At 60.1% G+C, this 14,143-nt stretch carries 16 protein-coding genes; 11 read left to right on the top strand and 5 right to left on the bottom strand.

Translation table 11 applies throughout. The features are described from left to right. Positions 1-49 precede the first annotated feature (49 nt). Genes ACYZT5_RS12215 through ACYZT5_RS12205 form a run of 3 tightly spaced genes read right to left on the bottom strand, consistent with a single transcriptional unit; the run spans position 50 to position 2,651 of the window. On the bottom strand, positions 50-763 hold the full coding sequence (locus tag ACYZT5_RS12215; RefSeq protein WP_462051324.1) for an ABC transporter ATP-binding protein: 714 nt from the start codon (positions 761-763) through the stop codon (positions 50-52). Positions 764-766: 3 nt separating this feature from the next. Then, positions 767-1,603 (bottom strand): ABC transporter permease, encoded by an 837-nt coding sequence (locus ACYZT5_RS12210; protein ID WP_462051323.1) that lies wholly within the window; start codon positions 1,601-1,603, stop codon positions 767-769. 49 nt (positions 1,604-1,652) lie between these two features. Then, entirely contained in the window at positions 1,653-2,651 is a 999-nt protein-coding gene (locus tag ACYZT5_RS12205) for an aliphatic sulfonate ABC transporter substrate-binding protein (RefSeq protein ID WP_462051322.1), read from the bottom strand. Positions 2,652-2,947: 296 nt separating this feature from the next. Here ACYZT5_RS12205 and ACYZT5_RS12200 point away from each other — a divergent pair, with 296 nt between their 5' ends. Together ACYZT5_RS12200 and ACYZT5_RS12195 are read left to right on the top strand one after the other, a co-directional pair. Beyond that, positions 2,948-3,895: an ABC transporter substrate-binding protein gene (locus tag ACYZT5_RS12200; protein WP_462051321.1), complete on the top strand. Its 948-nt coding sequence runs from the start codon at positions 2,948-2,950 to the stop codon at positions 3,893-3,895. A 99-nt stretch (positions 3,896-3,994) separates the two neighbouring features. Beyond that, a complete protein-coding gene (locus ACYZT5_RS12195; protein ID WP_462051320.1) occupies positions 3,995-4,894 on the top strand; it encodes a polysaccharide deacetylase family protein in 900 nt (299 codons plus the stop codon). 39 nt (positions 4,895-4,933) lie between these two features. On the opposite strand, the gene ACYZT5_RS12190 is transcribed toward ACYZT5_RS12195, so the two are convergent. Beyond that, the gene (locus ACYZT5_RS12190) at positions 4,934-5,824 is read right to left on the bottom strand and encodes a LysR family transcriptional regulator (RefSeq protein WP_462051319.1); all 891 of its coding nucleotides are present in this window, start codon (positions 5,822-5,824) and stop codon (positions 4,934-4,936) included. Between the two features lie 127 nt (positions 5,825-5,951). Between ACYZT5_RS12190 and ACYZT5_RS12185 the strand changes: the two genes are divergently transcribed. The 9 genes from ACYZT5_RS12185 (at position 5,952) to ACYZT5_RS12145 (ending at position 13,727) form a co-directional block, all read left to right on the top strand. After that, positions 5,952-7,100, top strand: a complete 1,149-nt coding sequence (locus tag ACYZT5_RS12185; protein WP_462051318.1) for a muconate cycloisomerase family protein — start codon at positions 5,952-5,954, stop codon at positions 7,098-7,100. A 10-nt stretch (positions 7,101-7,110) separates the two neighbouring features. Then, the gene (gene catC / locus ACYZT5_RS12180) at positions 7,111-7,401 is read left to right on the top strand and encodes a muconolactone Delta-isomerase (protein WP_462051317.1); all 291 of its coding nucleotides are present in this window, start codon (positions 7,111-7,113) and stop codon (positions 7,399-7,401) included. A gap of 51 nt (positions 7,402-7,452) precedes the next feature. Beyond that, positions 7,453-8,382: a catechol 1,2-dioxygenase gene (catA, locus tag ACYZT5_RS12175; RefSeq protein WP_462051316.1), complete on the top strand. Its 930-nt coding sequence runs from the start codon at positions 7,453-7,455 to the stop codon at positions 8,380-8,382. A 120-nt stretch (positions 8,383-8,502) separates the two neighbouring features. Then, positions 8,503-9,462, top strand: a complete 960-nt coding sequence (locus ACYZT5_RS12170; protein WP_462051315.1) for an AraC family transcriptional regulator — start codon at positions 8,503-8,505, stop codon at positions 9,460-9,462. Positions 9,463-9,702: 240 nt separating this feature from the next. After that, positions 9,703-11,067: a benzoate 1,2-dioxygenase large subunit gene (benA, locus tag ACYZT5_RS12165; RefSeq protein WP_462051314.1), complete on the top strand. Its 1,365-nt coding sequence runs from the start codon at positions 9,703-9,705 to the stop codon at positions 11,065-11,067. Beyond that, a complete protein-coding gene (benB, locus tag ACYZT5_RS12160; RefSeq protein WP_283184035.1) occupies positions 11,064-11,552 on the top strand; it encodes a benzoate 1,2-dioxygenase small subunit in 489 nt (162 codons plus the stop codon). Before benA ends, benB begins: the two co-directional genes overlap by 4 nt. 10 nt (positions 11,553-11,562) lie before the next feature. After that, positions 11,563-12,576, top strand: coding sequence for a benzoate 1,2-dioxygenase electron transfer component BenC (gene benC, locus ACYZT5_RS12155; RefSeq protein WP_462051313.1), 1,014 nt, complete (start codon positions 11,563-11,565; stop codon positions 12,574-12,576). 24 nt (positions 12,577-12,600) lie between these two features. Continuing rightward, positions 12,601-13,374 carry a 1,6-dihydroxycyclohexa-2,4-diene-1-carboxylate dehydrogenase gene (locus tag ACYZT5_RS12150; protein WP_462051312.1) on the top strand — a complete coding sequence of 258 codons (774 nt, stop codon included), beginning with the start codon at positions 12,601-12,603 and terminating at the stop codon, positions 13,372-13,374. A 152-nt stretch (positions 13,375-13,526) separates the two neighbouring features. Continuing rightward, a complete protein-coding gene (locus tag ACYZT5_RS12145; protein ID WP_462051311.1) occupies positions 13,527-13,727 on the top strand; it encodes an SPOR domain-containing protein in 201 nt (66 codons plus the stop codon). A gap of 60 nt (positions 13,728-13,787) precedes the next feature. Here ACYZT5_RS12145 and osmE read toward each other — a convergent pair whose 3' ends face one another. Beyond that, the gene (gene osmE / locus ACYZT5_RS12140) at positions 13,788-14,141 is read right to left on the bottom strand and encodes an osmotically-inducible lipoprotein OsmE (RefSeq protein WP_462051310.1); all 354 of its coding nucleotides are present in this window, start codon (positions 14,139-14,141) and stop codon (positions 13,788-13,790) included. Positions 14,142-14,143: the final 2 nt, after the last annotated feature.

Raw genomic sequence — 14,143 nt, 5'->3', positions numbered from 1 at the left:
TGAAGAGCCCTGATTGAAGCGCTCCGGCTGGAGATTTCAGCTTAGTCGCTCAGATCACATGGGCGCGCTGCAACTCGGTCAACGACAAGGCCTTGAGGCGCGCCAGCAGCGGGTCTCGCCGGTCACGGGGATGGACCAGTTGCACTGCAAGCTCCTGACGAATGCTGCTGGGGCGATTGTCCATCACCAGCACCCGATCACTGAGGTACAGCGCTTCATCCACGTCGTGGGTCACCAGCAGCAGGGCGATGGCGTGACGTTCGGCCAGTTGCAGCAGCAGGTCCTGCAATTTCATGCGGGTGAAGGCGTCCACCGCGCTGAAAGGTTCGTCGAGCAGCAGCACGTGCGGTCGCGAGTAAAGGCCACGAGCGATCGCCACCCGTTGCGCCATGCCGCCGGACAGCGCTTTGGGCAGGGCTTGAGCAAAACCCCCGAGGCCGACTTCGTCGATCAGTTGCGCGACCCAGGCTTTGTCGTAGTGGTTGTCGGCGCTGAAACCGATGTTCTGTTCGACCGTCAGCCAAGGCATCAGTCGTGGCTCCTGGAACACAAAAGCGACTTCCCCGGCGCTGCTGCGCAGTTCGCCCTCAAAGTCCTTTTCCAGGCCGGCGATGATCCGCAACAACGTGCTTTTCCCGCAGCCGCTGGGACCCAGCAGGCTGACGGCTTCCCGGGGCTGCAATTGCAGATGGATGTTCTTGAGGACGGTGGTGGTGGCGAAGGTTTTGCGCTCGACGCGAATGTCCAGCAGGTGGTCGGTCATGGCTCAATCCTCTGCGCTTTGGCCGTTGAAGGTGTCGCGCCAGGCGAGGAAACGCTTCTCCAGGCCGGCGAGGAGGCCGTCGCTGAGTTTGCCCAGCAGCGCCAGCACGATGATTGCCGCCAGCACGATGTCCGGGCGTGAAGTCTCGCGACCGTCGCTGAGCAGATAACCCAGGCCTTTGGTCGCGGCGATCAGTTCGGCGGCGACCAAAAACATCCAGGCCAGGCTCATGCCGCTGCGCAACCCGGTGAACAGGCCGGGCAGGGCCGCGGGCAGCAGAATTCGGCGGACCAGTCGCGTTCGGCTGAAACCGTACATCTGCCCGACTTCTACCATTTTGCGGTCGATGTCGCGGATCGCCGCGACGCCATTGAGGTACACCGGGAAGAAGGCGCCGATGGCGATCAAGACGATTTTCGAGGTCTCGTCGATGCCCAGCCACAGCAGCAACAGCGGCACCCAGGCCAGGCTCGGAATCGAACGCAGGCCGGCGAACGTCGGCTCCAGCCAGGCTTCGGCTTCGCGGCTCAAACCGACCCACGCGGCGAACACCAAGGCCAGACTGGCACCGATGGCAAAACCCAACAGCACCCGCAACAGGCTGGCGCTGATGTGCTTCCACAGCGCACCTTCGGCGAGGTCTCTCAAGGTCAGCGCGATCTCGCTGGGGGCCGGCATTTGGTAGGACGGCAACCAGCCGATGCGCACGACGATTTCCAGCAGCAGGATGATCAGCACCGGTAGGGCGAGGGCCTTGAGGCGGAGTTTCCAGGCGTTGTTGGGGCGTCGGAGTGCGGGTAATGCCAGCGGGGCGGACAGGTGTTTGCTTTTGCTGGTCATTGGGTTCTCCGGTCACGACGAATCAAGATCAAGAGATCGCAGCCTCGTTTCACTCGACAGCTCCTACACGAGCCACGGTTTCTTTGAAACCGGTGTCGATCAGTTGATCGATCACTTGATCGACATTCACCCCACGACGAACCAGTTCTTCGGAAACCAGAATCGGAGCGGCAGCCTTGGATGCGATCACATCCTTGGCGGTCAGTTGCGGGCTGCTCAGGTCGGTGCGCGACAATTGCAGCTTGGCCACTTCCAGCGGCAGACCGGATTCGGTGGCGAGCAGTTTCGCCAGTTCGTCAGGGTTTTTTACCGCCCAGTCGCGGGCCTTTTCGTACGCTTTCAGGACGATTTCGATGGTCTGCGGGTGCTCTTTCGCATAGGTGTCGGTGACGCTGACCACCCCGTAGCTGTTGAAGTCGGTGTTGCGATAGAGCAACCGCGAACCGGCCTGAACCTGGCTCGCGGCCATGTGCGGGTCGAGTCCGGCCCAGGCGTCGACGTCACCTTTTTCCAACGCGGTGCGACCGTCCGGGTGCTGCAAATGCACCAGTTCCACGTCGTCTTTGCCGAGGCCTGCGTGTTGCAGGCTGCGCAGGGTAAACAGGTACGGATCGGTGCCCTTGGTGGCGGCGATTTTTTTGCCTTTCAGATCGGCCACGGTCTTGTAGGGTGAATCCTTGCGCACCACCAATGCCGTCCATTCGGCGCGGCTGTAGACGTAAACCGATTTGATCGGGCTGCCATTGGCGCGGCTCAGCACGGCGGCGAGGCTGGCGGAGGAGGCAAAGTCGACGCCGCCGCTGTTGAGGTATTCCAGCGAGCGGTTGCTGCCCTGGCTCAGCACCCAGCTGACTTTAGTCTGGGGCAGGGCTTTTTCCAGATAGCCGAAGTGTTTGAGCACCAGGCTCACGGGCGAGTAATAGGCGTAATCCAGATGCACTTCGGCCGGTGGCGCTTCAGCGGCCTGGGCAAGCGGTTGCAGGCTTAGAGCCAGGGCGCAGGCGCTGAGCAGGTACCTGACGTGGGGAAAACGGAAGGTGGGTTTCATGTGAGAGCTCCAGGCAAGGCGGCGAGGTTCTTATTTCCAAAAAATCATTTTTTATAAATGCTTCCTGCATTAAAGGAATATTGCAGGCTCTGTGCCATGTTTTGCGTGACGAGTGTTTTCAAGGCCTTGGCGCCGGCGCCGGGGCAGAGAAATGTTCGCGGGAAAACAGTCTGTTGAGGCGCTGTTGCTGGGCAAACACTGTCGGTCGCTGGTCATTAGCTTATGCATAAATAGAATTTAAATAGCTTGTCGTAAGAGCGTTATGGTCTATCGCAATAACTCTCAAGGAGCCCCTGATGAACCTGTCCCGATTCATGCGCGGTCTACTGGCCAGCGCACTGTTTGCCGCGCCACTGACCTACGCCGCCGAGCCCGTCGTCCTGCACGTCGGTGATCAGAACTACTACAACGTTCGCGCTTCGCTGGAGGCTTCCGGGGTACTGAAAGACGCGCCGTATACCGTCGACTGGAAGCACTTCCAGGCTGCCGCGCCGCTGGCCGAAGCGCTGAACACCGGCGCACTGGATCTGGGTTTCCTCGGCGATTCGGGCTTCCTGTTCCTCGCCGCCAAGCAGGCGCCGGTGAAGCTGATTGGCGTGTCGCGGCAGAACCCCGACACCATCGCCTTGCTGGTGCCCAAGGATTCGCCGGTCAAAACCATCGTCGATTTGAAGGGTAAGAAAGTCGCCTACTGGCCCGGTGCCTGGAGCCAGCAACTGACCCTGCGCGCCCTGGAAAAAGCCGACTTGCCGGAAGACTACGTCGACTTCATCAAACTGATGCCGATCGATGCCGCCGCCGCGCTGCCTCAGGGCAGCATCGACGCATTCCCGGTCTGGGAACCTTACATCTCTCAGCAGATTCTGTTCTCTGGCGCTCGGCCGATCCTCACCGCCAAGAACCTGATGCCCGGCCTGAGCGCCATCGCTGCGTCAACGCCTTCGATCGACAGCAAGCGTGAAGCCATTGCCGACTTTCTGGTGCGCCTGAAAAAGGCCCGGGCCTGGGTCGACAACCACACCGACGAGTACGCCGATCTCTGGGCGAAGAAAGCCAACCTTGACCAGAACGTTTCGCGCCATTGGTTGCGTCAGGCCCACATGACCGTCGGCCCGGTGGATGCGCAGGCAGCCAAGGATCTGCAAAGCACCGCGGACTTCCTGTTCAAGGTAAAAGCGCTGCCGGCAGCGCTGGCGACTGCGCCGATTATCGACAGCTCGTTTCAGCAGGCGTTTGCCCAGTAACCTACGATGCCGGGCAGCACTGGAACCAAACACTGTGTACCCTGTTCGAACCTGCGCCCGCAGAGATGTGCGGGCTCAACGGTCCGGCCAAGGTACATCATGAAACAGCTGTTCAAGGTTCTATCTGCACTCGCCATCGCCGTCGGGCTGGTGGGTTGCATTGCTTCTCCCATCGAAATGACGCCGCAGACCGAACAGCGTCTGAGTGCGCAACCACCGATCCGTTTTCTGCTGACCTTTGACGACGGTCCCAGCGCATCGAGTTTCTGGAATCCGACGATGACCGTGCTCGACAGCCTGGCCAGTAACCCGGTGCAACCGAACATCAAAGCGGTGTTCTTCGTGCAGACGGGTGCGCCACGTGCCGGCGACAGCGATATCGGTCGCGAGGTCATGCGCCGCGAACAGGCAGAAGGACAGATTCTGGGCTTTCACACGGCCACCCATTCGCACACCAATCACCGCTCCCTGACCCCGGAAGAACTGGAGCAGGCGCTGAACAAAGGCAGCGCCGACATCGCCGCGATCACCGGCGCGCCGCCGACGCTGGTGCGCCCGCCATTCTGGAACTACGACAAACGCACTTTCGCCGCCTATCAGCAACACGGCATGCATGTGCTGCTGACGGACCTGAGCGCCAATGACGGCAAGATCTGGGGTTTCAACGCCAGCCCCCGGCGACGGGCCCACTTCCTGCGCACAATGTCCGAAGTGCGCGAGCGCATCGCTCTTGGAGAGTTACCGGTGGTGGACGGGGTGATTCCGGTGGTGGTGACCTTCCACGATCTCAATCGCTACACCGCCCGGCATACTCGCGAATACCTGCAAATCCTGCTCGACTGTGCACAGGCTACCGGTGTGAAAACCGCAGAAAAGCCGTTTTACGACGATACGGCAGCACTGCAACGGGCGGCCATGGCGCGCACGGTCGAGGACAGTTCAGAGCCGGTCAAATTGCCGGGAATCTGGAACTGGTTCTGGGACCGGAATGCCCATTGAATGGCATGTAGCAGCCTTCGGCACCTGCTACGGATCGCGTTATAGCTGCAATTGTGGTTGCAGCTCATCAATCATCCGCAAACAATGATTCAACCCCGGCGATACATCGCCCACGCGCCGGCTGAGAATAATCGGCGAGGTCGCGTTGTCTTCCAGCAGCGGCGTGAAACCAATGTCGTCGCGGTGCAGCAATTGCACCGAGGCCGGCACCAGCGTGACGCCAATTCCTGCCCCCACCAACCCGATGGCTGTTTGCAGCTCGTTGGTCCATTGCGCCACATGGATGCTCACGCCGTAGGACTCGAACAACGCGATCACATGATCGGCGTAGCTGGGCCGCGGATTGCCGGGGTACAGCACAAAAGGTTCTTTCGCCAGGTCGCGAAGGCTGATCGGCCCGGCCAGTAATGGGTGGCCCGCGGGCAGGGCGGCGACCAGCCGATCTTCGGTCAACACAGTCTGGATGATGGCCGGGTCGTCGATACGGATTCGGCCAAAACCGATGTCGATGCGCCCGGCCTTGAGCGCCTGAACTTGCTGCAACGTGGTCATTTCCGAGAGCCCCAGTTCAAGTTCCAGGGGCTCGCCGCTGCGCAAACGGCGAATCAGTTCCGGTAGCACGCCGTAAAGCGTCGACGGTGCGAAACCGATGCCCAGCCAGGTCTTTTCACCCAGACCGATCCGTCGCGTGTTGTCGCACACTTTGCTCAGTTGCTCGAGCAGCGCGGTGGAGTGTTCATGGAAAAACCGACCGGCGTCGGTCAGCTTCAGCGGTCGCCCGCGTTCCAGCAACAACACCCCGAGTTCATCCTCCAGTTGCTGCATCTGCCGGCTCAGGGGCGGTTGGGCGATGTGCAAAAGCTCGGCGGCACGGGTGAAGTTGAGGGTTTGAGCCAACACCTGAAAATAACGCAGGTGACGCAGTTCCATGGGACCTCCAGACACAAGTCGGTTGCATACCTTAAAGGTATCAAGTCAGACCAATTCTATATTGGCTTCCCGAAAAAAGCCGTACGAGAATCGGTTCCAGAACTTTAAGAACCTGACGGGTATCGACATGCTTGCAACAGCCATTGAATCGATCGAGACGATCATCGTCGATCTGCCGACCATCCGCCCGCACAAACTGGCGATGCACACCATGCAGAACCAGACCCTGGTGATCATTCGCGTGCGCTGCGCCGATGGCATCGAAGGTATCGGCGAATCCACCACCATCGGTGGCCTGGCCTACGGCAACGAAAGCCCTGACAGCATCAAGACCAACATCGACCGACACTTCGCGCCGCTGCTGCTGGGCCAGGACAGCACCAACGTGAATGCCGCGATGTTGCGCCTGGAGCGCAGCATCCGTGGCAACACCTTCGCTAAATCAGGTATCGAAACCGCCTTGCTCGACGCTCAGGGCAAACGCCTTGGGCTGCCGGTCAGCGAGTTGCTGGGCGGCCGCGTTCGCGATGCCTTGCCAGTGGCGTGGACCCTGGCCAGTGGCGACACCGACAAGGACATCGCCGAAGCGGAAAAAATGCTCGACCTGCGCCGCCATCGGATCTTCAAGCTGAAAATCGGTGCGGGTGAGGTCAATCGCGATTTGGCCCATGTCATCGCGATCAAAAAAGCGCTGGGCGATCGCGCCAGCGTGCGGGTCGATGTCAATCAGGCCTGGGATGAAGCGGTTGCGCTGCGCGCCTGCCGGATCCTGGGAACCAACGGCATCGACCTGATCGAACAGCCGATCTCGCGCAATAACCGCGCCGGCATGGTACGCCTGAACGCGATGAGCCCGGCGCCGATCATGGCCGATGAATCCATCGAATGCGTGGAAGATGCCTTCAATCTGGCGCGAGAGGGCGCGGCGTCGGTGTTCGCCCTGAAAATCGCCAAGAACGGCGGCCCGCGCGCCGTGCTGCGAACCGCTGCCATCGCCGAAGCCGCCGGTATCGGCCTGTATGGCGGCACCATGCTTGAAGGTGGCATCGGCACCCTGGCCTCGGCTCATGCCTTCATCACGCTGAATAAATTGGCGTGGGACACCGAGCTGTTCGGCCCGTTGCTGCTGACTGAAGACATTCTCAGCGAGCCATTGGTCTATCGCGATTTTGAGCTGCACGTTCCGAAAACACCGGGCCTGGGTTTCAGCCTGGATGAAGAGCGCCTGGCGTTTTTCCGTCGCGATAAGACATCCACTTCCGTTCATCAAGCCTGAGGAGAGCATCATGCTATTCCACGTAAAAATGACCGTGAATCTGCCGGTCGACATGAATCCGGAAACAGCCACAACGCTTAAGACCGACGAGAAAGCCCTGGCCCAGCGCCTGCAAGAGCAGGGCAAGTGGCGTCACTTGTGGCGCATCGCCGGGCACTATGCCAATTACAGCGTTTTCGACGTCGACAGCGTTCAGGAACTGCACGACCTGCTCATGCAATTGCCGCTGTTTCCGTACATGGCGATCGAGGTCGACGCGATGTGCCGGCATCCTTCTTCCATTCGCGAGGATGACCGCTGAACCCAGCCTGTTCAATTCGCTACGCTAATAATTACAAGATGAGGAACCACCATGAACGTCAAGATTTCCCACACTGCCAGTGTCCAGAAGTTTCTCGAAGAGGCCAGCGGCCTGCACAACGATGCCGGCGATGCGCGGACCAAGGCACTGATCTACCGCATCCTGCGTGATTCGGTGAACATCATTGAAGACCTGGCCGTGACCCCGGAAGAGTTCTGGAAAGCCGTCAACTACCTCAACGTGCTGGGTGCGCGTCAAGAGGCCGGATTGGTGGTGGCCGGGCTCGGCCTGGAACATTACCTCGACCTGCTGATGGACGCCGAAGACGAGCAGGCCGGCAAGGCTGGCGGCACGCCACGGACGATTGAAGGCCCGCTGTATGTGGCGGGTGCGCCGTTGTCGGAGGGTGAGGCGCGACTGGATGACGGTGTCGATCCAGGTGTGGTGCTGTTCATGCAGGGCCAGGTCAAGAACACCGCCGGCGAACCGTTGGCCGGCGCGGTGGTGGATGTCTGGCACGCCAACACCGGCGGCACTTACTCCTACTTTGATACCACCCAGTCGGAATTCAACCTGCGTCGTCGTATCGTCACCGATGCCGAAGGCCGTTATCGCTTCCGCAGCATCGTCCCGTCGGGCTATGGCTGCCCGCCGGATGGTCCGACCCAGCAATTGCTTGATCAACTGGGCCGTCATGGTCAACGGCCGGCGCACATTCACTTCTTTATTTCCGCGCCGGATCATCGGCACCTGACCACCCAGATCAACCTCGATGGCGATCAATACCTGCACGATGATTTCGCCTATGCCACCCGGGATGAGCTGATCGCGAAAATCACGTTCAGCGACGATCAAGCGCGTGCGGCGGCCCATGGTGTGAGCGGTCGTTTTGCCGAAATCGACTTCGATTTCACCTTGCAGACCTCCGCGCAACCCGACGAGCAGCAGCGCAACGAACGGGTCCGCGCGCTCGAGGACTGATATCCTCGAACAGCGGAACCGGGCCACGTGATAACCGACCGTTTATCGCGTGGCCTTCTGCTTTCGATCACCGCCCTGGACTGGCCCGACGCAACCGATAACAACAATGAGAGTGCCCCGATGATGCAAGCGCAATTGTTGAGTCAGCGCAGCACCGTATTCGACCACGCCGATCCTTACGCGGTGTCGGGCTACGTCAATCAGCATGTCGGTAACCATTGCATTCTGATGCCCCGGGCCGGGCGACCGCTGGCCAGCCTCAATCACCGCAAATTTGCCAGCCTCGACCTGTGCCGCATCAGCTATGGCGGCAGCGTACGGGTCACCTCCGGTGCGCTGGAAAGCATCTATCACCTGCAAGTCTTACTGCGCGGCAACTGCCTGTGGCGCGGCCACGGCCAGGAACACTACTTCGCCCCCGGCGAGTTGCTGCTGATCAATCCCGACGATCCGGTGGACCTGACCTATTCCGACGATTGCGAAAAATTCATCCTCAAAGTCCCCACGCCGTTGCTGGAGTCCGTGTGCGATGAACAGCGCTGGCGGTATCCGGGGCAGGGCGTGCGGTTTCTGGAAAACCGTTATCAGCTCGATGAGCTGGAAGGCTTTGTCGGTCTGTTGGCGATGATTTGCCAGGAGGCCGAGGCCACCGAGCAGATTCCCAAGGTGCAGGAGCACTACGCACAGATCATCGTCAGCAAGATGCTCAGCCTGATGAAGACCAATGTCAGCCGTATCAGTCTCGGCTCACAGACGGCTACGTTCGAGGGGATTGCCGACTACATCGCGGGCCACCTCAAACAGGACATCGACAGCGAAGAACTGGCTCGCCAGGCGCGGATGAGTCTGCGGTCGCTGTACGGATTGTTTGAACGCAATGCCGGCACCACGCCGAAAAGCTACATCCGGCAAAAACGCCTTGAGCGCATCAACGCCTGCCTGAGCGACCCGACCTGCAACGTGCGCAACGTCACGGAAGTCGCCATGGATTACGGCTTCCTGCACCTGGGCCGGTTCTCCGACAGCTACCGCAAACAGTTTGGCGAATTGCCGTCCGACACCCTCAAACGCCGCCACTGAAACACCGCAAATCACCTGTTGATCGTTCCCACGCTCCGCGTGGGAATGCAGCCCGGGACGCTCTGCGTCCCAAAAGCGGACGCGGAGCGTCCGTTGAGGCATTCCCACGCAGAGCGTGGGAACGATCATAAAAAACCCCATTGCACAAAACGGATACAGGTCTGCACCCATCGGATAGTCCGCCCCATCCCCCCGTCCTAGCATGGCCCTGCCTGAATAAAAACAATGGAGGCGGCGGCCATGACCCTGCGACCCGAATACCTTCACTCCCTGCTCGAAGATGACAAAGAACAGGGCATCTATCGCTGCAAGCGCGAGATGTTCACCGACCCGCGGCTGTTCGATCTCGAGATGCAGCACATCTTCGAAGGCAACTGGCTGTACCTGGCTCACGAAAGCCAGATCCCCAACAAAAACGACTTCTACACCACCACCATGGGGCGTCAGTCGATCTTCATTGCGCGCAACAAGGACGGTGAGCTCAACGCGTTCCTCAACGCCTGCAGCCATCGTGGCGCGACGCTGTGCCGGCACAAGTCCGGCAACAAGAGTTCGTACACCTGCCCATTCCACGGCTGGACCTTCAACAACTCCGGCAAGCTGCTCAAGGTCAAGGATCCGGCTGAAGCGGGCTACCCGGCGAGCTTCAACTGCGAAGGCTCCCACGACCTGACCAAGGTTGCGCGTTTCGAATCCTACCGTGGCTTCCTGTTTGGCAGCCTGAAGGCTGATGTTGTGCCGCTGGTTGAACACCTGGGCGAGTCGGCAAAGATCATCGACATGATCGTCGACCAGTCCGCTGATGGCCTGGAAGTGCTGCGCGGTTCCTCCAGCTACATCTACGAAGGCAACTGGAAACTCACCGCCGAAAACGGCGCCGACGGCTATCACGTCAGCTCGGTGCACTGGAACTACGCTGCCACCCAGAGCCAGCGCAAGCAGCGCGAGGCCGGCGATTGTAATCCGACCATGAGTGCCGGCAGTTGGGCCAAGCAGGGCGGGGGTTTCTACTCCTTCGACAAGGGCCACATGCTGCTCTGGACCCGCTGGTCCAACCCCGAGGATCGTCCGCTGTACGAGCGTCGCGATGAATTGGCCCAGGACTTCGGCAAGGCTCGCGCCGACTGGATGATCGAGAACTCGCGCAACCTGTGCCTGTACCCGAACGTGTACCTGATGGACCAGTTCAGTTCGCAGATCCGTATCGCCCGGCCGATCTCGGTCAACCGCACGGAAATCACCATTTACTGCATCGCCCCCAAAGGCGAAAGCGACACCGCGCGTTCGAGCCGGATTCGTCAGTACGAAGACTTCTTCAACGTCAGCGGCATGGCCACTCCGGACGATCTGGAAGAGTTTCGCTCCTGCCAGACCAGTTATCAGGGCAGCGTGACCGCCTGGAACGACATGTCCCGTGGCGCCGAACACTGGGTCGAAGGCGCCGATGAGGCGGCCAAAGAAATCGACCTGCATCCATTGCTCAGCGGCGTGCGCACCGAAGACGAAGGCCTGTTCGTGCTGCAACACAAGTATTGGCAGCAAACGATGCTCAAGGCGTTGGCTGCTGAACAGTCCGAACTGATTCCTGTGGAGGCCGTGCAATGACCATCACTTATGACAACCTGCGCGATTTTCTCTACCGCGAAGCGCGCTACCTCGATGACCGGCAATGGGACGAATGGCTGGAGTTGTACGCCCCTGACGCGACGTTCTGGATGCCGTCCTGGGACGACAACGACGAGCTGACCGAAGACCCTCAGCGGGAAATCTCGCTGATCTGGTACGGCAACCGCACCGGTCTGGAAGACCGCGTCTTCCGGATCAAGACCGAACGCTCCAGCGCGAGCATTCCGGACACCCGCACCTCGCACAACATCAGCAACATCGAGCTGCTCGAACAGGCCGACGGACTGTGCAAGGTGCGCTTCAACTGGCACACCCTGAGCTTTCGCTACAAGACCGTCGACAGCTATTTCGGCAGCAGTTTCTACACCCTCGATGTGCGCGGTGAAAACCCGCTGATCAAGGCCAAGAAAGTGATCCTGAAGAACGATTACGTTCGCCAGGTCATCGATGTCTACCACCTCTGAGGCGGCCGTCATGACTCATTCCATTGCATTCAATTTCGAAGACGGCGTCACCCGATTCATCGACGCCAACGCCGGCGAAACCGTGGCCGATGCCGCGTACCGCCAGGGCATCAATATTCCGCTGGATTGCCGCGACGGCGCCTGCGGTACCTGCAAATGCTTCGCCGAGGCCGGCCGTTATGATTTGGGCGAGGAGTACATCGAAGACGCCCTCAGCGCGGAAGAAGCCGAGCAAGGTTTCGTCCTGACCTGCCAGATGCGCGCCCAGAGCGATTGCGTGATTCGCGTGCCGACCTCCTCGCAGGTTTGCCGCACCCGCCAGGCCAGCTATGACGCCACCATCAGCGCCGTGCGCCAGTTGTCCGACAGCACCATCGCATTGTCGATCAAGGGCGAGGCGCTGAGCAAACTGGCGTTCCTGCCGGGGCAATACGTGAACCTCGGGATTCCCGGCAGCGAGCAGACCCGCGCCTATTCGTTCAGCTCATTGCAGCGCGACGGCGAGGTCAGTTTCCTGATCCGCAACGTGCCCGGCGGCTTGATGAGCAGCTTTCTCACCGGCATGGCCAAGGCGGGTGACAGCATGAGCCTGGCCGGGCCGTTGGGCAGTTTCTATCTGCGCGATATTCGCCGTCCGTTGTTGCTGCTGGCCGGTGGTACGGGGCTGGCACCGTTCACGGCGATGCTGGAAAAAATCGCCGAGCAGGGCAGTGAGCATCCGCTGCATTTGATCTACGGCGTGACCAACGATTTCGACCTGGTGGAACTCGATCGACTCGAAGCCTTTGCCGCACGAATCCCGAACTTCAGCTTCAGTGCGTGCGTGGCCAACCCGGACAGTCAGCACCCGCTCAAGGGCTACGTGACCCAACACATCGAGCCGCAGCATTTGAACGAAGGCGATGTCGATGTCTACCTGTGCGGCCCGCCGCCGATGGTCGAAGCCGTCAGCCAATTCATCCGTGAGAAAGGCATCGCGCCGACAAACTTTTACTACGAGAAATTTGCCGCCAGCGCGGCCTGAGCCGCGCTGTTGTGGGAGAGAGACATGAACAGATTTCACGAAAAAGTCGCGCTGATTACCGGAGCCGCCCAAGGCATCGGTCGGCGCGTTGCTGAACGCATGGCGGCAGAAGGTGCGCGGTTGATTCTGGTCGACCGCTCCGAGCTGGTGTTCGACGTACAAAAGCAATTGGGGCAGAGCAGCCAAGTGCTGGCGCTGACCGCCGATCTTGAGCAATACAGCGAATGCAGCCGCGTGATGCAAACCGCCGTCGAACGTTTCGGGCGTCTGGATGTGCTGGTCAACAACGTCGGCGGGACGATCTGGGCCAAGCCGTTTGAGCATTACGAAGCGCCGCAGATCGAGGCTGAAGTTCGCCGTTCGCTGTTCCCGACGCTGTGGTGCTGTCATGCCGCGCTGCCGTTCATGCTTGAACAGGGGAGCGGCGCCATCGTCAACGTTTCGTCCATCGCTACTCGCAGCGTCAATCGCGTGCCGTACGGTGCGGCAAAGGGCGGGGTCAACGCGCTGACCGCTTGCCTGGCATTCGAAACCGCCGGTCGTGGGATTCGGGTCAATGCCACCGCACCCGGTGGCACCGAAGCGCCGCCGCGGGCCATTCCGCGCAACAGCGCCGATCAGAGCGCGCAAGAGAAGGTCTGGTATCAGCAGATTGTCGACCAGACGCTCGACAGCAGTTTGATGAAGCGCTACGGCACGCTGGATGAACAGGCCAGCGCTATTCTGTTTCTGGCCAGCGATGAAGCGTCTTATATCACCGGCATGATCATGCCGGTCGGTGGCGGCGACCAGGGCTGACACGCAAACAACCCATCCATGAATGGAGCCCCCGTGGTATCAGGTTTCTACGGATACCCTCCTGGCGCGACGTCTGGTTGGCACTTCAATGAAGGTCGGGTGTAAGGTATTCAAGTGAATCCAGGATTATCACTGCCGAAATGGAGGTGACTATGAGCGTTCCGATGCTGACCAAAATGCACATGAACGGTTATGACGTACTCAGCGTGAACAACGGGCCATGGCGGGTGTGCACCAAAGGTGACCGGCTTGGAGCCTTTGGCAGTAGAGAGGAAGCACTGGCCTTTGCCGCCTCTCTTCCCGGCTACACGGCCAGATCAAGTCGGCCTGCACGCAGCCAGAAGTCAGATTGATAGTGCGCTTGCAGCCCCGGTTCGCCGGGGCTTTTCTTCGCGTGGCGTTAAGTTCTTGGGCTAATAACCGCCGCCACCGCTGCTGTGGGAAGGCTCTCGGGCTTTTTGCTGCACGTGACTCCATTCCGCGCAGGTCATGAAGCTTTTATGGTCGACCTTGCCCCTGCCATCGAAACTGACGTTGTAGTTTTGCTGATGGCCGGTCTGCGTCAGCTTGTAGTCAAAGCAGCTGCCTGGCTCAACAGTGCGATCCGTTATCGATAAAGGCTGGCCGCCGATCTGCTGGACTTGATCCTTGCTCATGCCGGTCTCGACCTTTGCGACCAACGGCTGATCCCGATAGACACGCGACTCGGTGCTGCAGCCACCCAACGCTGCCAGTACGACGACCAGCGCGCATAGAGGCTTGTTCATGG

This window comes from Pseudomonas sp. LB3P14 (assembly GCF_054898045.1).
This window is presented reverse-complemented; position numbering and strand designations above follow the sequence as displayed.